8 protein-coding genes and 1 pseudogene are annotated in these 20196 nt (G+C 39.1%); 2 read left to right on the top strand and 7 right to left on the bottom strand.

Features of this window, described 5'->3' with window-relative positions; translation table 11 throughout:
* Positions 1–88: 88 nt before the first annotated feature.
* Entirely contained in the window at positions 89–418 is a 330-nt protein-coding gene (locus tag LY624_RS10390) for a ribonuclease E inhibitor RraB (RefSeq protein WP_062570001.1), read from the top strand.
* A gap of 40 nt (positions 419–458) precedes the next feature.
* Here the strand turns inward: LY624_RS10390 and LY624_RS10395 are convergent, their stop codons facing one another.
* The 6 genes and pseudogenes from LY624_RS10395 to LY624_RS10420 all read right to left on the bottom strand — a co-directional run.
* Positions 459–2204 (bottom strand): DEAD/DEAH box helicase, encoded by a 1746-nt coding sequence (locus LY624_RS10395; RefSeq protein ID WP_341802932.1) that lies wholly within the window; start codon positions 2202–2204, stop codon positions 459–461.
* Positions 2205–2266: 62 nt separating this feature from the next.
* The gene (locus tag LY624_RS10400) at positions 2267–2572 is read right to left on the bottom strand and encodes an H-NS histone family protein (protein WP_062570000.1); all 306 of its coding nucleotides are present in this window, start codon (positions 2570–2572) and stop codon (positions 2267–2269) included.
* Between the two features lie 102 nt (positions 2573–2674).
* The gene (locus LY624_RS10405; RefSeq protein WP_341802933.1) at positions 2675–6862 is read right to left on the bottom strand and encodes an ATP-binding protein; all 4188 of its coding nucleotides are present in this window, start codon (positions 6860–6862) and stop codon (positions 2675–2677) included.
* Between the two features lie 194 nt (positions 6863–7056).
* Entirely contained in the window at positions 7057–9879 is a 2823-nt protein-coding gene (locus LY624_RS10410; RefSeq protein WP_130150207.1) for a TonB-dependent receptor domain-containing protein, read from the bottom strand.
* Positions 9880–10616: 737 nt separating this feature from the next.
* On the bottom strand, positions 10617–13463 hold the full coding sequence (locus tag LY624_RS10415; RefSeq protein WP_341802934.1) for a TonB-dependent receptor: 2847 nt from the start codon (positions 13461–13463) through the stop codon (positions 10617–10619).
* A gap of 232 nt (positions 13464–13695) precedes the next feature.
* A pseudogene (locus tag LY624_RS10420) lies at positions 13696–15360 on the bottom strand (DNA polymerase II); the annotation flags it as partial.
* Between the two features lie 377 nt (positions 15361–15737).
* Here LY624_RS10420 and LY624_RS10425 point away from each other — a divergent pair.
* Positions 15738–18104: a DNA polymerase II gene (locus LY624_RS10425; protein WP_341802935.1), complete on the top strand. Its 2367-nt coding sequence runs from the start codon at positions 15738–15740 to the stop codon at positions 18102–18104.
* A gap of 194 nt (positions 18105–18298) precedes the next feature.
* On the opposite strand, the gene LY624_RS10430 is transcribed toward LY624_RS10425, so the two are convergent.
* Complete coding sequence (locus LY624_RS10430) at positions 18299–20191, bottom strand: ATP-dependent helicase (protein WP_341802936.1); 1893 nt, start codon at positions 20189–20191, stop codon at positions 18299–18301.
* Between the last annotated feature and the right edge of the window lie 5 nt (positions 20192–20196).

Genomic DNA, 20196 nt, shown 5'->3' on the forward strand with positions numbered 1-20196 from the left:
ATGGAAATAGTAAAATTAGTACACGTAACGCTATTATTTTCGCTACAATAGCGAACAATAACTAGATTTAAAATGAATGAGCGATTAAATGCATTTCCCAGACGATGAAAATGGTCAATTATTAGCTGAAATTGCGGCTGCCGGTGTCGATTTAAACTGTTTACAAGAAGTCGACTTTTATATTTTGTTTGAGCAAAAGCCAGATGCAGAAAAGTTTGCAACGGCCATTGAAAGTGACGAGTTAGCGCCGAGTACAGAACTCAATAAATGCCCTGATACTGGCGTATGGGAAGTGATTACTCGCGTTAAAATGGTGCCAGATCACACCTTACTTTCTCAGACAGAACAATACCTTGAAAGCATTGCCAACGGTCATAATGGCTATGGTGATGGTTGGGGTTTGATGGCTGAAGATTAATTAATTTAGTTTGTTGCGCGATGCAATATCGCGCAAAGCCCTAATGTGACAATTGATTTGCTTTTCTGAAGCTGCCTTCATAATCAAACAATTTCTCAGCTACCTTCCAACCATACTTCTTATTTTTACGCGCTATCACAAAATCGGGTGCAACTAATAGATGCTGCGCTGATTCAACTTGTTCAGCAGTTTGCCACTTTTTGCTGCCTGCTCCCTCTTTATGTCTCTTAAATTGTTTATTAAAAATAAATCGCCCAGTATCATTCGCTAGATTAAAAACCTCATCGCAGCTGGCGCCATCTTCATCAAAGTAACTTATTTTTAAAAGCCCATTTGGCAGTGCCTTCGCTAACAGCCCGCTACAACGAAGCACTAAGGCATCTTTTAAATTAAGGGCTTCTCGTAGTTTATCATCAGGGTCAGCCATCATTGCGCCGCATGACTGACATTGTCTAGCAGCAATATCATTTTGCTCACCACATTGCTCACACTCTTTGAAGCGAAAGCGATAATCACATTGTTCTTGTGTGTCTCCATCGTCAAGTAACCCTTGGCAGCGTCGCCCAAAATGTTCTATCACTTTACCGCTATCGTCTGTTTTGCCCCAAAAAATATTAGCAAAACCGCAACCAGGACACAGTACCTGCACTGGTTCATTATCACTTTGTCCCTTTTTACTGCCTACTTCTGGGTAAAAGAGATCAAAACCATTCCCCGCATAATCAATGACTAAGCAATTTTTTTTCCCTTCACTTAAACGCAGTCCACGACCCACTATTTGCTGGTATAGACTCACTGATTCTGTGGGACGTAAAATAGCAATATAGTCGACATGAGGAGCATCAAACCCTGTAGTTAACACCGACACATTGACCAAAAACTTTAACTGTTTTTGTTTAAATTGAGTAATAATTTGGTCGCGTTCGTTGTTATCGGTCTCCCCTGTAATCAACGCAGTTTGCTCAGCAGGTAAATAGCCAACAATTTCTTTTGCATGCATAACAGTGGCTGCAAAAATCATCACTCCATGGCGATTTTCGCTGTAATCAATCACTTGTTTAATAATGGCTTTGGTTGCCCGGGTACTGTCCTTGAGCAGTGCATTCATGTTTTCAACACTGTAGCGACCAAAAGAGTCACTGGGTAATGAAGCAAAGTCATAATGACTAATTGCAGCATCAATTTCATGAGGAGGTGTTAAATAGCCATGTTTAATCATATAGCGTAGTGGTAATTCAAAAATACACTTTTTGAATGGTGCTGTTTGCTCCCCTCGAACAAATCCATGGTAATGATGATGATAAACCCAACCCATACCCATTCTAAATGGTGTCGCAGTCAACCCTAACACTTTGAGTTTTGGGTTTTGCTTTTTTAAGGCACTGATCACCTGTCCATATTGGCTTTTATCATCGCCACTTACACGGTGGCACTCATCAATAATTAATAATGAGTAGGCTTCGTCAAGCTGTGCAGTATTTCTAGCAAGTGACTGGACGCTGGCAAAGGTCACTTGTTCGCTCAGTGATTTTTGCTTTAAACCTGCCGAGAAGATACTCGCCTTAAAACCAAAGCTGGCATATTTTTGCGCATTTTGCTCAACCAGCTCTTTAACATGGGCGAGCACTAAAATTTTTTGCCTGGCTATTCTTGCAAGTTCTGCAATGACTAAGCTTTTACCCGCTCCCGTGGGCAACACGATCAACGCGGCATCATTTGTCTTTCGAAAATGTGCAACGGTTCTATCTACGGCTTCTTGCTGATAAGGTCTTAGTGTGTATTTCATACTAGTATGATGGCGACAAAAAAGGGAAGCATACGCTTCCCTTTTCAATCTTTAAAGTGAAATTATGCTAGGTGTTTAGTTAAATCAACACCTTGGAATGCTTTAGGTCGTTTACCACGGCCAGTCCACTCAACGATTTCACCATTATACTCAATGCGGTATTTAGGTTTTACTTTTGTGCGCTTATCAGTGCCTACCACATCTTGTAGATCTTCTAATGTAAGTCCTTTTTCTTTTAAAAGATCGAGTACTTCTTTTTTAGCTTCTTGCTGTTGAGTATTTTTCTCGATAGCTGTATCAATAAGTTGCTTTGCTTTTTCTAGCTCACTTAAAGACGCAGTTTTTACAAAAGATCGAATTTCTTTCATTGAAAGCTCTCTTTATTATAAAAGTTAAGTTACATATAGAACCTCAACCAGTATATGAGGAAAATATAAAATAATCTATTATATACCCTAACTTTATCTATTTTATTCAGACCATTCTTTTATTTTATCCACGATATCATTCAACTGTACAATAAGCATTCGAACAATTTCTGGGTCTTGGTTTTTGCTAAATTCTTGCTCTGTATTCACTATAAGCTCAGAGAGTGTTGGATACTGAAGCATCACGATAGCTCCTTTAAGCTTATGAATAGTTGAAGAAATCTTACTATATTCGCTATTTTCGAGTTGTTCGTTTAACGTACTTAAATCAATGTGCAGGCTATTTACAAAGACATCTGCCAACATTTTTGCATCTGCCTCATTCCCAAAAACATTTAACCAATGCTGTTTACTTTTTATTCCTGTTAACGATGACTCTATATTCGTTTCTTGTACCTGGTTTTTGTCTTTTTGTAGATCAATAAACTCTACTAGCCTGTTATATAACTCGTTAAGTTTGTATGGCTTAAATAACACACAATTCATCCCTACTTTCATAGCTTTATCAAGACATTCTTGAGAGTCATCAGCAGTAAACCCAATAATTGGTAAGGATTTAAACTCAGGCATGCCACGAAGCTGCTCAGTTAATTTAAAGCCATCTAGGTGTGGCATATGGCAATCGGTCAATAACAAATCAAAATGACCATTACGCAGAGTATTTAATGCTGCAATACCATCTTCGACCATCACAGCTTTTATACCCAGCTTCTGGCACTGTTTTTCTAATAGTAATTGATTAGTTTTATTATCCTCAGCTATCAGAATCTTTCCATGTAAACTACCCGTGCCTTTTGAGGAAATAAATTGAGTATTGGCATGAACATTATTGAACAGTTCACGTAATAGATCTGGGTATATAGGGCTAACCCCCAAAGTATGACAACAGCATTTTACCTGTGGTTTTGTCTCACCAGAGATAGCGACAATAATATAACTGTTGCTTGAGTGCGGTATAGCTTGTTGCCAATCATCCCCCCATAACTGCTGCATATACTGCTCATCAATGAGGATGTTCTGCGTATTGGTAAATGTATTTTTATCAATCGGCCAAGATAGCTGATTATAGTTAATACCCATAGTCGATAAGTTATCAAGTAATTGACGGTTATTACTATATACTGACCAATACAGGGATGGTAATGGGCTTTTATCTTTGAATACATTAGTTAATGGAACCGAAATATATACATTTGTCCCTTTTGAGAAAGTGCTGGAAATCGTAATTTCCCCTTTCATTGCTTCAATTAATTGCTTAGCCAATGTAAGTCCAAGCCCTGCCCCGCCATAACGCCTTTGTGTGGAGCCATCAGCTTGCTCGAAAGGGGTATAAATATCTGCAAGTTGCTGTGCAGTCATTCCTGTGCCCGTATCCGACACCTCAATTTTTAATTTATGTTTATCGAATAATACGTCACAATTAATGCTACCTGATTCAGTAAATTTAACCGCATTATTAAGAACATTTGAAAGCACTTGCATTAAGTGAGTTACATCAATTTGTGCAGATGTATAAGCTGCTGTTCGCCAAGAAAGCGTAAAGTCTAAACCTTTTTCTTTTGCTAAGTATTCATGAGCACGAAAAACACGACACAAGTGTGATTCAAGATCTACATCTTGATAATTTAATTCAATGTTACCGGAGTTGGTATTGGCAAAATACAAGATATCATTCACTAAGCTTAGTAGCTTAGAAATAGAGCTATCGATGTGCTCTAATAAATAGAATTGTTCATCTGTTAAAGTAGATGACTTTAGTAGTTCAATAAAGCCATTAACCCCTGATATTGGCGTACGTAATTCATGGCTCATTGTGGCTATAAAGCGGCTTTTTGCGAGCTCAGCCTGATGCGCTAATTGATTTGCTTTACTTAAATCGGCTTGCTGTCTTTTTAATAAGCTAATATCGAGTAAAATTCCATTCCAACGAATTCCTTCATTTGTCGAAGTAGTCATACTTTCAGCGTTGGCAATGTAACGACACCAAATTTGTTGACCTAAGTTATTTACCCGAAATTCTATGTCGATTATTTTATTTAATTTACTGGCTGACTTAAACGCTTTGGCTATTTTGATACGATCAACATCATCAATATACGGTGAAATACAACCGGTCATGCCACGCTGGTTGACTGTACGGGAGGTAATCCCGAGTAAACTTTGTGCGCCTTTACTTATATAGGTATAGCAGCCCTCTCCATTATCATAATACTCATACTGAAATACACCGCCCGGAATCGTATCTGTTATCGTTTGTAACAAACGCTGCACGGATTGTGTCTCTCGTTGTAAATTGTGGTGCTGTGTTACATCCGTTATAACTGTCAAAATTCCAGCCAATTGCTCATCAGTTCCGAAATAAGGCTTCTTTGTATAGAGCAAATCAAGCTGCTTTCCTTGTCGGTTGGTATATTTAATTTGCTGATTAATAGCTTTTCCTGAGTCTAAACTATATTTGTTTTGTGCAATCAAGTCTTTAACAACTGGTAAATCATCGCGCAAGAATTGCTTTTGCTCATCCCATAAATGCGCAAAGTTCTCGCGGTAAGCCTTATTCCACATTAGGCGTTTTTGATCTTTATCTTGTATCACCACCATTGTAGGTAAATCATCAATTAACTTTTGGGTGAAATTTAACTTCTCCAACGCGACTTGCTCTGCTTTTTGTCGCTTGGCTATTTCGCGATTGATGGTGTAGCGCCAGCCAATAAAGTACACAATAGAGACAAAAATCAATATTAAGACCAAAATAGCTGTCGTATTAACCGTTTGCCTGTCATAACCTCTCTCAATACTAAAAATCCCATGCCGATTTACAATATGAGTGAAATCATTACTTGTTAATGTTTTAAATAAGCTATCAAGCAATGTAGCAAAATCTGGCAAATTTTGATTGATTAAAAAATAAATAGGCTGTGTGTATTGATATCGGGGGTTTATATAAAACTCACCAATATAAAATTGGTTAAGCTGATAAGCCGCTATACTTTGCGGTAACATCACCCCATCAATGGTATCGTTTCTTAGGGCATAGAAAAGTGTTTTGACTGAGTTAAACGAGACAGTTTCGATAGGTTTATTTGTGATTAATTTCTGTTTAGGATCTGCAAATACATCAAGATAACCAATGCGAGAACCATTGTTTCTTTGTTTAGAAATCAAGATCATCTCGAAACTATAATGTGAAGGAAGAGCAATCAGAGTACCATGATCAAGCTTATCAGGTGTCATGGTAGGAATAAGATCAATTTTATTAGCAAGAAACAACTTTGCCAACTCATCACTATTGGCAGCAGGAATATATTTAAATTGAATACCACTTCGCTGTGCCAGTAACATCATAGTATCGTTTAGATAACCCGTTGCTTCACCATTATTATTCGTCGAATTGACTGGAAATAAGTCATCTACAAACGAAAATGTCAGTAATAGGTTTGTTTCTTCATCCCCCCCTATTCGGTTAAAGTCTCGCTTAAACTGACTATAGGCTTTTGATGCTAAATATTCCTCACTTGCCGAGTTTTCCCATAGCTGTTTGGTTGTCGGTGAGATAGAGGCAAGTAAAGAATTAACTTGGTTTCTCAATACGACCTTCTGCTGGTTAAACATGACATGAAGTGTTTCACTGGCAAGCCAAATTGGGCTTACTATTTTTAAGTTCTTTTGTGGGCGCTTTTTTAAATAATGGGAAAGTACCGAGTAATCCCCCAAAAAAGCATCAAAAGTACCGTCTGATACTTTATCAAAGGCATCTTCGGGTTTTATAAAACGATTGATAAATAACGCACCATTTTGTGCTAAATATTCACAATGAGAGCTTCCGGTTATACAAACCCAGCGTAAACTTGCCAAGTTTTTTAACGCATCATTGGCAATAGATTGGTTGGCTACAATACCTTGAGGTGCTTCCATGAACGGAGCTGAAAATAAGAAATGCTTTTTACGCTGTTCAGTTTTATTTAAACCAACCGTAAAGTCTATTTCTCCAGCTTGTAGGGCATCGAGGAGAAGATCTAAACTATCGAACACTTGATACTCTAGCTTTGAATCGGTTAGGCGAGCAATTTCATCACTGTAACCAACGATGACTCCTGAGAATTGCCCCTCCTCTGTACGCGTATGGTAAGGGAAGAAGTTGTAATTGACGATACCCGCTTTGAGCTTTGGTTTATCCCCTTGTGCGGCTTGCGTAAAAAAAGTACAAAAAAATAAAAGCGCTACAACACACAAGTAAGAAATAAATAGTCTTTTCAGAACATGACCATTAAAAAGAAATAACTAGCTACATTCTAGCAGTGTAATTTAAATACTCAATTTTTGTTTGTTCAGAGCTTTGAATTGAAGTGTGATTGAGCTGTAAATGTGCAATAGAAAACGGCTTTATTAAAGTTAATAAAGCCGTTTTAGGTAACTAAGATTTAAAATTAAAACTTAGTAGTAAAGCTTAACTGGAAGTATTGACCAGTTACGTCATATGCTTCAGATACTGTATTGATACCTGTACCGCCGCTAGATGAGCTTTGGTTAGCAACTGGAGGTTGCTTATCAAATAAGTTTCGAACTGTTAGTGTAATATCTGTGTTATCAGAAATTGCATAAGAGCCAGAAAGATCATGATAAACCACTGACGGGAAATGGTTATACTTATCTAATGGTGTAAAGTCAGTGTAGTTGAAGTTACCACCATCAACACTATCTACTGAACGATCCCAGTAGCGCATACGCCACGAAACACTTAAGTCATCAAGAAGGTATGTTAAGTTTAAGTTTGCGCGGTTATCAGGTGTAAATACTTGACCTGCATACTCAATTGTTTCACCACTTTCGATACCAGTCACATCATATTTACGTAAATGGTTCCAAAGTAAGTTCGCTCCAAACGTACCCATATCGGTATCTAGCTTATAGGCTAGCTCAAGGTCAATACCAGAAGTTTCGATGTCGTTTTCATTACTTGTACCTGAATGTACTTCAGTTAGAGCACCATTACCATCTCGAAGTGCATTACCTTGACAAGAAGCATCAAACTCACCTGGGGCAACATCGAAACAACGATTCAGTACTGTAGTACGGCTCGTAGTTGAAATCGCATCTTCAACTGAAATATCGTAGTAGTCAACAGTCATAGATAGGTTGTCAGTTACTTGCCAAACGAAACCTAGGCTGTATGTATCTGCAGTTTCCTCTTTAACATCAGGGTTACCACCGACAGTACCACCTGTGCTTTGAGCTTCGATTTGAGTAAGCTCAAAAGAACCATTAGCCGCTACACGTGCTGCAACTTCAGGAATTGATAGACAGTTCGTCGCAACATTACCTGTATCTGAAGCTGTAACACCACTACATGGATCAGTTACATTAGCAAAAGTCTCACCACGACCGCCAAATAAATCTGCGATATTTGGTGTACGAACAGCTGTCGCTGCAGAAGCACGCAGTTTTAATGTCTCAATTGGAGAGTATTGCACGCCAGCATTCCATGTAGTCTGGCCACCAACAATTTCATGATCCGCATAACGAGCAGCTAAATCTACTTCTAAGTTATCTAGTACAGGAAGGATAGTCTCAATATAGATATCATTTGAATAATAGCTACCATTTGTTGGATCTGCTTTATTAGTACTAGATGCACCTGTTTGCGCTAAATCACCTGGGCTATAAGAACCTTTCTCTAAACGATGTTCGTAACCCATTGCCATGCCTGCAAAGCCACCAGGAAGCTCTAAAGGTAACTCACCAACTAAAGAAGTTGAGAAAATAAACTGTTCTGTTTGACCTGCTGTTTTTGCTGGCACTTTTACATAATCAACAGCGTCTTGTGAGATAGTTCCTGCACCAAATAAGTCTAAAGGTACACAACCTTGAAGAACAGCTAGCTCGTCAGCACACTGCAAATCACCATCCGCATTTCTGATAACATCGAATGCTTTCGCTGCTCTTTCTACGTTAACTTGACCACCGTTTTCTTGGCGTTGATCTGTTTTACCCCAAGAAACATAGCTGTTCAGAGACCATGAGTCGTTAATAGCCCAATCTACACCTGTTGCAATTCGGATTGTATCTCGTTCTAGATCTGTTGAGCGTGCTCCAAATTCAACCATACGACGAACTAATGCAGGGATGTTATCATCCATTGTATAACCATCAGCAAGTAGGTTCTGGCGTAATAGCTCTGGAACCAAAGGGTTGCTCATAGAGATACCACCTACGCCACCACGTGAAGGTAGGAAAACATCGTCAGTTGTGAATGGTGTTGGTTCAATTGTTGAATCGTAAGTTTTAGATGAATTCCAGTTAACTTCTGCAAAATATTGAATATCATCATTTATCTCTTGCTTGATATTCATTGCTGCATATTTACGCTCAAGCGGAGTTACTAGTTGTCGAGCAGAAGCACGGTTGAACGCTTGGCCACCACCGATACCTGTATACGGAGTACCATCCGCATTATAACCACCTACACGGCCTTGTGGTGGGTATGAAGAGAAAACCTTATCAACGTATTCGTTGCCGTTTTCATCTAAAAGAATTGCTTCATCGAATTCTGAAAAGTCTCTGTCAGATGACTTAAGACCTTTATCGTCATCATAGCCTAATGCTACAGTTACACTACCAGTTCCCCAGCTATTACCAGACGTAATATTTACTGTGTACTTTTCACGATCGCTTTCAGATGAAATACCTGTTTGAGCATTGAACTCAATACCTTCAACATTATCACGAGTGATAATGTTAACAACACCTGCTACAGCGTCTGAACCATAAATAGCTGATGAAGCGCTTTTTAGAATTTCGATACGCTCAATCATAGAAGCTGGTATAGCATTTAGATCCACTGCATAACCAGATGAAGGCGAAACACCAGAAACAAATCGACGACCATTAACTAACACTAAGGTTCTAGATTCGCCTAGATTACGAAGAGAGGTCGTATTCAAACCAACACTTGTAGTACTGAATGATGAGTTAGATTGGTCTGATCCTGCGATTGCAACTGGAGTCTGGTTAAGAACATCAGCAACGTTTAACGCGCCCATTTGAACGATATCGCTACGACCGATGACAGTAACTGGAACAGGCGTTTCCATATCTGTTCTTTTAATGCGAGACCCTGTAACCTGAATTCGTTCAACACTTTCTGCGCTTTCATCTTCCGCAGCAATTGTCGACGCTGAAAACGCAGCTGTTGAAGCTGCACCAAAAGCGATAGCTAAACGAACCGCCTTTGAAACTTGATTATTTAACATTTGATTCTCCCTGGACCACTATTACTGTGGCTATATATTGCATAAACTTGTTTATTACTTGTTTATTATTTACATCGTATAGAACTACGACAAACGAATAATAAACAAAAAAAACAAAATATCCAGCCCTTTATTTACAGTTCCTTAATTAAAAACCAAAAAATTTACTTTTTACTATACTTTGTATACAAACATAAAATTTAGCGTTTAAGTTTAAATTGACAATAAAAAAATTAAATAAACAAGATATTAATAATTATTTAACTTATCAGGTTTTATTTGGCAACTTCTTAACAGAGCCGTTTTCTTAACCACATTTAAAGCAACAACTTCAATGCGTTAGAACAAGACTTCAGACTGAAACTGTAACTACTTTAGTAATTACTTACATAAATTGGGATATATACTTATTTTTCTAAGCTTAATTTGACAATGAGAGTTGTCAGCTACACATTCCATATAAGCTTTGCCATAGAAGGGATACTTTCTGGTAATCTACTCAGTGTACAACCTAAACGATTACAAAAAAATAAGTAGCTCGTCGCGTCTGATATTATTGTTATTTTTGGAATTATGAGAAGGTTTGTATGATTGACTTTAGGAAGCGCGAGTCGCTAAAAAGCTCCTCAAAAAACTGAAACTACGTTTTATGATCTAAAAACAAACAATTAATGCAACAAAGAAAAAGGCCAAAACATAATGTCTTGGCCTTAGTAGGGAAAAATATTAACAGTTCATTAGAACTTAAGGTTAACACTCATATGTACAAAACGACCTAAAGTGTCATAGTAGCCGGCCACTGTATTCGCGTTTGACGAAATAGTGTTACCAACCATAGGTGGCTCTTTATCAAAGATATTATTAATACCACCTGTCAGCGTTACATGCTCATTGACTGAGTAATTACCTGAAAGGTCGATGAAGTTGTAAGAATCAATACCACCATTTTCAATTAATGATGTATCTGCATCACCTTCATAGTCTACGCCACCGTAGTAACGCCATTTAAGGCCTACTCGCCAATCACCTGCAATATAATTTACATTCGCAGTGTGACGCCATTTTGGTGATGCAAAACAGTCCGTACTTACATTACCAGAACAATCATAAGCCAGTGACTCATCACCTAGGATTGGCTCCACTTCTTTTTTGATGCTGTAATAACCATTAATATCAAATTTCAATGTTGCTTCGTTAAGCTCCATTGTGTAAGCAGCTGTTAAATCAACACCTTCCCACGTACGACCACCAATGTTGTCACTTAAGTTTACAACATAACCATCTTGGCCTAACCATAGGCTACCTGATGCACTTCGTTGAATATTATCACAGAAGAAAGCATCACCGGTTGTAGCACAGTTATTTAAGATGCGCTCAGCACCCACAACACCCACTACTTTTTCCATTTCAATTTGGAAATAGTCAACAGAGAAGTTGAAGTTATCAAATGGGTTTGCAACTAAACCAATCGTAATGGTTTCAGCTTCTTCCGGTTTTAGGTTTGGATTACCACCAGCAAATTGATTGTATTGACCTGCAGGCGATGCAGTAACGGCACCATATTGTGAACCAGTTACGCCCGTGTTCGCACACTGCGCTGAATCATATGCAGGGCTGTCACTTGCACAACCGTCACTACCACTCCAAAGGCTGATGCTTTGTGCTGCGAATAGCTCACCAACATTAGGAGCACGAACCGCTTTTGCAAAGCTTGCACGGAACTTATACGCATCGGCTAGCGTATAATCACCACCAATTGAGTAAGTTGTATCTGAACCTGTTGTTGAGTAATCAGACCAACGTGCAGCCGTTGAAATATTAAACTCATCTAGCACTGGAATTTGCAGCTCACCGTACACTTCATTTACATCAATCGAGCCATATAAGCTTGGTGATGGACCACCTTGACCTAATAGCTGACCTTCTTCATAAACCGTATCTGATGTACGCTCATATTCTTGCTCACGGCGTTCCACACCAAATACAGCTGCAATAGGCAAAGATGCACTTGGTAGAGTCAAATCAAGCTCACCTGATACATAACCACTATAAATTGTTTGTGTTACTAAACCAGTTTGCGTACCAACACCTGCTAGCTGCGCTGCTTGCTCAGGTGTTACGCCATCTAGTTCAAATACATTATAGTAAAGACAACCATCTGCTTCTTCACATGACGTACCAACAGCGCCAACACGTGGACCAATTTTTGGTGCTAATAAATCATTTTTATACACTGAGCTCGATGTTGTTGCAGAGTAGTTATAGCTAACATCATATGTCCAGTTATCGTTAATCTCACCTTCCATACCCGTTAGGATACGATATGAAGTATGCTCTAGGTTATCTGCACGCGGGCCACCTTCAACATTACGTTTACCGATATAAGCAACAAATTGATCACTTCCTGTTTGACCAAAAAGCTCTTGCAACTGCTGTTTTTGTAAGTCCGACAATAATGGGTTGTTGTAATCCATTAAAAACTCTTCGTTAAAGAACGTCCCCGACTCAGCGATTTGACCAGCTGTTCTATTGTGCATAAATGAGAACTCTAGGTATGGTCTAAAGTGCTCATTGATTTCATAATCAATGAAGCTACCTAATGTAAAGCGCTCATTTGGGCGTAAGAAGTGATTCACAGGCGCATAGTTATAACGATAGCCATCATCTTCAATAAAACCCTGACCATTTGGGTTTAGATAGCCCCAAAACTCTTGTGTATAATCCACTTCGCCATCAACTACAGGGAAGATATCAAAGTGTGGGTTTGGTGTATTTGCTGAACCACCACACACGTTACCCGCACCATTTAAAGCACATGACGAATAGTCGCGGCTACCCTGCAACAGCTCTGTTTGACGGTTGTAAGTTACGTAACCAACTGCATGGCCTTTACCTGAGTCAAACCCACTACCCACCGTTAAATCTAAGCTATATGACTTCCCATCGATTCCCGTATTGCCCGTTTCATAATCATAGCCTTGGTCATCCATCAGGCCTTGAATATACCCATTATCATTATTATGTTGATAGCCTGATGCTCCCATGTTGAATGAGATACCATCAAACTCATCGTTCATCACAAAGTTAACAACACCCGCAACAGCATCAGCACCATAAACTGCCGCCGCACCACCAGTTAGTACGTCAACACGCTTAACTAATGATGCTGGAATTTGGTTAATATCAGGAACCTGAGATGTAATACTACCAGCCTGCATACGGCGGCCATTGATCAATACCAATGTTCTGTTTGAGCCAAGACCACGAAGGTCAACGGTTGCGGTACCCGTTGCGCCATTCGCAAGAAATGAACTTTGCGCAGCTTCAATTTGTGGTAATTGGTTTAATACATCCTCAACACGAGAGAAACCGCTCAATTTAATCTCTTCAGCAGTCATTACAGTAACAGGACTAACCGTCTCAAGATCTGTACGTTTGATACGTGAACCTGTTACTTGGATGCGCTCAACTTTTTCAACACCGTCATCGGCTGCATTTGCAGCCATAGAAAAACCTGTCGAAGTAGAAGCAACGCCAAAAGCAAGCGCAAGGCGCACCGCTTTTGAAACTTGATTATTTAACATTTGATTCTCCCTGGACCACCAATAGTGGTTATAATTAGTATAATTATGTTTATTTTTTGTTACCCAAACTTGATTTGGCCAGAGAATAATAAACAAATAAAAATAAATTTCCAGCACTTTATTTACATTTATTTAATAAAATGAATTTATACTGTAACAACCTTACTTTTTCGCTCAAAAAACAAGCGACCAGTAAAATCAGTACTTACAACCAACAATTCACCAAAAATAACTAGAAAAGCTGTATTTGCTTGTCTTCAATTGACGCAAATTTTGCAACTAAATTACCAACAATCATTTCAGCAATTGGCAATAATTGCTTATTTACATAAACAGAATAATCATATTGATGGTTGCCGATATAAAATTCAGCCCCCTGTGCGGTGTACACATATTCAATAGTTTGTCCGCGCTTAATTTCACGGTGAGGGTTGTCAGCTAGGTATTGCTTTGCAGCTTTAACATGAGGAGGGATATTTTTTTGGTAATCAGTTAAATGTTGACCTAAACGTTTACGATAAATAAGCAGCTCATCGTATTCGCCGTTATAGAGCTTTTTTACATACTTATCAAATGTTTGTATGATTAACTCTTGACTGTATGAGTCGCTAAATAATATTTCAAACAACTCAACTTGAAATTTATGAGCTAACTCCGTCCAATCACTGCGCACTGTCTCCATTCCTTTGAACACTAAGTGCGTGGCGCCATTTTTATCTATCTTACCTACATAGCGCTTTTTTGAGCCCGTTGCTTTACCACGTATTGTTGGCATAAAAAATGGGCTATAGTGGGTTTCATATTCAATTTCTAAGTAGCTGGTTATATTATAATTTTTTTCAAGCTCTGCGTGCCATCGCGCATTAATTTTCGTAGCAAGTTCAATACCTATTTCATGACAACTGGCAGGATTTAATTCATCATCTAGCTTAACAAATGTCGAATCTGTATCACCATAAATAACTTGGTAGCCCCACTGCTCAATCCATTGCTTTGTTGTCTGCATGATCTCATGCCCGCGTAAGGTAATCGAACTTGATAAACGCGGATCGTAAAACCGGCAACCTTTAGAGCCTAATACGCCATATAAACTATTCATAATGATTTTAATGGCCTGCGAAAGCATCGGTTGATTGTTATCTTTAGCAACTTGTCGGGTTGTGGCTAATTGGCGAATTAATTTAGGTAAATGGTGCTTCGTTCTTGAAAACAAGGCTTGATTAAACCCTTCAATCGCTAATTCTGGTTGCTTTAGTCCCTCGACTAGACCTAAAGGGTCAATGCAAAAAGTACGCATTATTGACGGGTAAAGACTTTTATAATCAAGCACCACAATATTTTTATATAACCCTGGTTCAGAGTTCATAACATAGCCACCAGGGCTGTCAAAGCTTAAGCCATGATCACCCAAATTCGGTGCCACATAGCCACTACGGTGTAATAAAGGGAGGTAAAGGTTGGTAAAGGCAGCGACAGAGCCGCCCATCCTTTCAAGTTCAAGACCTGTCATCTGACTGCGAACGGCAGCAAATTCGAGTAACTTTAATTTTTTGAAAATACGCTGTACTAAAATACAATCTTGTCGATTGTATGCTGCAAGAGAAAGCTTATCCTCGTTAAATTGACGAACAATCTCATCTAACCGGTTATCCGTACTAATTAGCTTTTCTTCACCAAGCTCAATACTGGCTACATTAGCTAAGCTAAAACTATCATAGTGATACGTGGCATTTTTGAGCGTATCAATACCATCAATAACAACTCTGCCTGGGACTGTGACACGCGTGAAATTGCCGACCCTTAACTGCATTTTTTCATTGTTACGACCTAAGGGCAGTTCAACACCTAGCGCCTCAGCACGCTCATGCAGCACACTGAAATCAAACTCAATAACATTCTTATCCGTAGGGAATTTGTTGACTTTAGAACTATTAAAAAGAAAAATACCAAACTATACATAAACTTAATTGCTAAGTCCGGATGTCCGTGGTGCTAATGATAAGGAGTCAACGGTGACTCATTTATTACTAAGTCGAATGACTGCTAAAATTTGTAAAACTAGAGTAAATTTAGAGAATTTGTTGACCTTAATTCAATTCATATTAAAAACTTATAGGGCAGTAGAATATTCACAAAAGTCTAGGAAGTGCCAAGTTAGTTGGATTAATAAGTTATATCCTCTAATTACCCGTTATTAAAATTCCCCTTTTCTCCAAGGATTTTTGATATCATCATCAAGGTAGAAATACATTTCAAAGTAATTCAGGAAGTCGATTGAACATCAATGATGGTTTTATTTTAACCCGGCATGCAAAAGACAAAGGCGACAGAACAGTTATCGAACTTTGGATTTCAACTTTTCACGGGCCTGTAAAGCTTGAAATTGAGGGAGAGCGCCCAACCTTTTTTATCGAAATTAGCGATGTCCAAAGATCTAGGACATTATTCATTTATCAAAGCATCAAGTTTGAAATAAAATCTTTACCTCTGAAAACGTTTCAAGATTACTCTGTTGCAGCTTGTTACTTCTCGACTATTCGGGATGCGAATAAAGCTGTCAAAATCCTTGAGCAGAACAGCATCGTTGTTTACGAAAGTGATATTCGCCTTGCTGACAGATATTTGATGGAAAGGTTTATTAATGGAAGTATTGAGTTTATAGGGCATCAAGTCATACATCGTGATCACAGCTTTATTTCTGCCTACAAATGTCGTCCTGGACATTTCAAACCAAACCTGTGTGTTGTATCTCTTGATGTTGAGTGTTCAGAGAATGGGGCTCTCTATTCTATTGGGCTGGATTGTGAAAGGGATAGCCGAGTAATTATGATTGGCCAACCTGAGCCCGCGGAGACACCTATTCATTGGGTAACAGATGAATCATCTCTTTTGCTCGCGCTCAACAAATGGTTTCAGCTATTCGATCCTGATGTCATCATTGGCTGGAACATTATAGATTTCGACTTTCGCCTGTTAGACCAGCGCGCCTTACATAATAAATTATCACTGACCATTGGTCGAAATAACAGCAATGCATTTTTTCGTTCAGGTAATAACCAAAAAGGCTTTATTACAATCCCAGGACGAGTTGTAATCGATGGAATAGATATGCTCAAAACAGCGACCTACCATTTCCGCTCCTGGTCTCTCGAATTCGTCTCACAAGACTTGTTAGGTGAAGGCAAGATTATTCGAAACAAAAATGATCGAATGGAAGAGATAAATGAAATGTTTCGCTCGGACAAGCCTTTACTCGCAACTTACAATTTACAAGACTGTATTTTGGTCAATAAAATCTTTGATAAAACCCAGCTGTTAGATTTTGCAATAGAACGTTCCTGCTTGACCGGTCTTGAATTAGATCGCGTCGGTGGCTCGGTCGCTGCATTCACTAACCTATACCTACCACAACTACATCGTGCGGGTTATATAGCTCCAAATATGAATCCAGAAGGTTGGACTGCTTCACCAGGGGGGTATGTTATGGACTCCATTCCTGGACTATATGATTCAGTTATAGTTCTTGACTATAAGAGCCTTTACCCTGCAATTATTCGTTCATTCCTTATAGATCCGGTTGGACTCATAGAAGGGCTAAGACTACCTGTAGGCAATACAAAAGATAGTGCTATCGAGGGGTTCCGTGGTGGACAGTTTCATAGAACAAAGCATTTTTTACCTCAAATGGTAAAAGATATTTGGCAAGCTCGTGACCAAGCAAAGAAAAGTAATGAACATGCTTTTTCTCAAGCTTTAAAAATTATTATGAACTCCTTCTATGGTGTGTTGGGCTCTTCAGGCTGCCGCTTCTTTGATACTCGTTTGGCTTCAAGTATTACTATGCGCGGGCACGAAATAATGAAAACTACTAAGCGACTGATAGAAGAGCAAGGCTACGAGGTTATCTACGGCGATACTGACTCAATTTTTGTCGCTCTTAATAGAGCCTATTCTGATCGACAAGCTGATAATATTGGCAAGAAGCTAATTGAAAAAATAAATGCTTGGTGGAAACAAGAGTTAAAGCAGCGTTTTGGGACTAACTCATTTTTGGAGTTAGAGTATGAAACACATTACCGTAAATTTTTGATGCCAACGATTCGCGGCTCAGAAACTGGGTCAAAAAAGCGTTATGCTGGATTAGTAAGTAAAGGGAAAGATGAGCAAATTGTCTTTAAAGGTCTTGAAAGCGCTCGTTCAGACTGGACGCTTCTCGCTCAAGAGTTTCAGAAAAACCTTTATATGATGGTATTTCATAACCAAAATCCATGTGATTATGTGAGAAACATAGTTGAACGAACCCAAATGGGCGAATTTGATCACATGCTGACTTATGAGAAGCGGTTACGTAGACGATTGCATGAGTACGAAAAAAATGTCCCACCTCAAGTTCGTGCTGCACGGATAGCTGATGAAAAAAACGCCCAATTAGGACGACCGCTGCAGTACCAAAACCGAGGCAGTATCGAGTATTTAATAACAGTCAATGGCCCAGAACCAAAAGAATTTTTGGAAAGCTCTATTGACTATCAACACTATGTAGATAAACAGCTTAAGCCTATTGCTGAGGCTATCTTACCTTTTGTTGGCTACAGCTTTAAGCAACTTATTGAGCCTCAATTAGGGCTATTTAAATTTTAAGTCGAATCAGCTCATATCTGAGCTTACAATTGATGAAAAGGTTTAGACTTCATCTAACAGGCTGCTAGAAACTTAAATCGGACGTTCTCTCTAACTCGTTTCTGAACATAAATGAGTTACAGCTTTCACTTAATTATTAGCAGTTAACGAATTAGCAAAGGTATTATAAAACCTCAAATGGGTGGACAAATTCACTATGCCACTACATGTGGTGGAAGCACATACTCTTGAACACCAGCAGTCGCCAACAACACATAAAAATCTGCGACTTTGATTCGTTGCCCCCTTTCCTGACAATAGGAAAAAATAGCCCTTTGTTTCGCGCGAGACAGTGCTACAAAAAATGTCGATAGTCCTTCCGTATCACCTTGCCTATAGGACCACCAAGCGTTGTCATCGATCCCCATGAAAATGGTTGTATCGAATTCAAGCCCCTTGCTTTTATGTATAGTCATAAGCGGAATATGGTTCGTGCCTTCAAACTCATCTAGCAAACCTACCCAAGAGATCTGAGTATCAATACAGCTTGTAAAAAACTCTTCAAGTGCTGCCAAGTTTATTTCAAGCAAATCTCCTGTAGCGTAACGAGAAAAGGAGCTGCGAAGATCGTCTGAGTTAATAAATTTTATAGTTCGCTTAAATACATCGCGACCCTTTATCGAAGTCAGAGGCTGTCGCATTAGCATCCGTAATGTAGAAATAAACTTTGTTAGTTCAAGTTCAACCTGTCGAAGTGCTTTTTCATCTTCCTGGTTCGTATTACGAAGAATCTGTATATCTGATGATAATTGATTCCACGCTCGTGCATTTCGACAGCCAAGTCCCAGCCTTAGCAGGGTAGCGAACAAAGTGGTCAATTCCTCAGCAAGCAAATCCTGTAATGTAGTTTGACCTATCTTCACACTCTCATTTCGTAAACTCAATCCATGTTGAGCGAGATAATAAGATAGCGGTTGTTCATAATCCTCTGGTTTTTGACGTACCAGAATCGAATAGTTTCTTGGATTCAATGACCTGCCTTGTATATCATTTGCTATCCATTGAGCCAAATGAGCCGCCTCTTGATTTATATTGTAACTACAACAAATCCAAGCAGCATCACCAGAAACTAAATTGCCATTGCTTGTCTGAACCTCTCTCACCTCTTGGTCAATAGCTTGTGCAATAACATGTTGTATCCTGACTAATTCAGGTGAAGAACGATGATTAAGGAGAAGAGAATATCGGTGTGCCGAAAAGTCGGCCTCGAATTGATGAAACGCATCCCCCCTAGCACCGGCCCAACCCATTATCCTTTGCTTGTAATCTCCTACAGCTGTGACTTCAGCTGTACTTGACTTAAAAACAGAGGATAGAAAATCATATTGAGCAAACGTGGTATCTTGGAACTCATCCACAAAGACAATAGGGTATGATGCTCTAATAGATCTGCGAACATGATCGTTATTGCGAACAATGCACTCAGCTAATCGGTTTAGTGCCAGAAATGACACTCTAGATATACCGTCAGCGTAATATATTTGTTGACTTAGCCAAAAAGCTAAAAACTGTTCTTCCAACCATGTCAAATTAGGATCACCTATTTGCACACTACCAATGAACAGATTCATGTTTTGGAGTCTTTGCGTAAAACTATAGATACCCACAGCATTGCTAAAATTATTTTTGAAACTACTAATAAGTTGCTTCTCTTGGCGAAAAGTTGGAAAAGAGATTTCATATCGCTTTGATGGACGATAACGCTCGGGCAAGGCCATGCGAAATCGGTCCACTAAACTTTTAGTGAAAGCGTCAAAAGTAATCGAAATAAATCGATTACTAAGTTCTTCTGGACAACGCTCTTTAACTCTATCTGCGAGATTTTTTGCTGCGTCAGTCTTAAATGAAATGGCCAGAATTTTTTTGTTTGGTGGACATAGGCCTGTCTCAAGTAGATATGCAGCCTTTTGCGCTAAAAACTCTGTTTTTCCGGCTCCAGGGCCAGCGATCACGCTTGTGGACTCTCGTCGTCTTAGTGCTTGCCAAGCATTTGGCTCAAGATCGTCAATCCCTTTGGGCTGCCAATGATTGGGTTGAATAAACTTCACCTTGC

The sequence above is a fragment of the Pseudoalteromonas sp. N1230-9 genome, from assembly GCF_032716425.1.
GTDB lineage: Bacteria > Pseudomonadota > Gammaproteobacteria > Enterobacterales > Alteromonadaceae > Pseudoalteromonas.

Coding starts and splice junctions, on each gene's coding strand:
- LY624_RS10390 (WP_062570001.1), top strand. CDS start 89: ATGCATTTCCCAGACGATGAAAATGGTCAATTATTAGCTGAAATTGCG.
- LY624_RS10410 (WP_130150207.1), bottom strand. CDS start 9,879: ATGTTAAATAATCAAGTTTCAAAGGCGGTTCGTTTAGCTATCGCTTTT.
- LY624_RS10400 (WP_062570000.1), bottom strand. CDS start 2,572: ATGAAAGAAATTCGATCTTTTGTAAAAACTGCGTCTTTAAGTGAGCTA.
- LY624_RS10415 (WP_341802934.1), bottom strand. CDS start 13,463: ATGTTAAATAATCAAGTTTCAAAAGCGGTGCGCCTTGCGCTTGCTTTT.
- LY624_RS10395 (WP_341802932.1), bottom strand. CDS start 2,204: ATGAAATACACACTAAGACCTTATCAGCAAGAAGCCGTAGATAGAACC.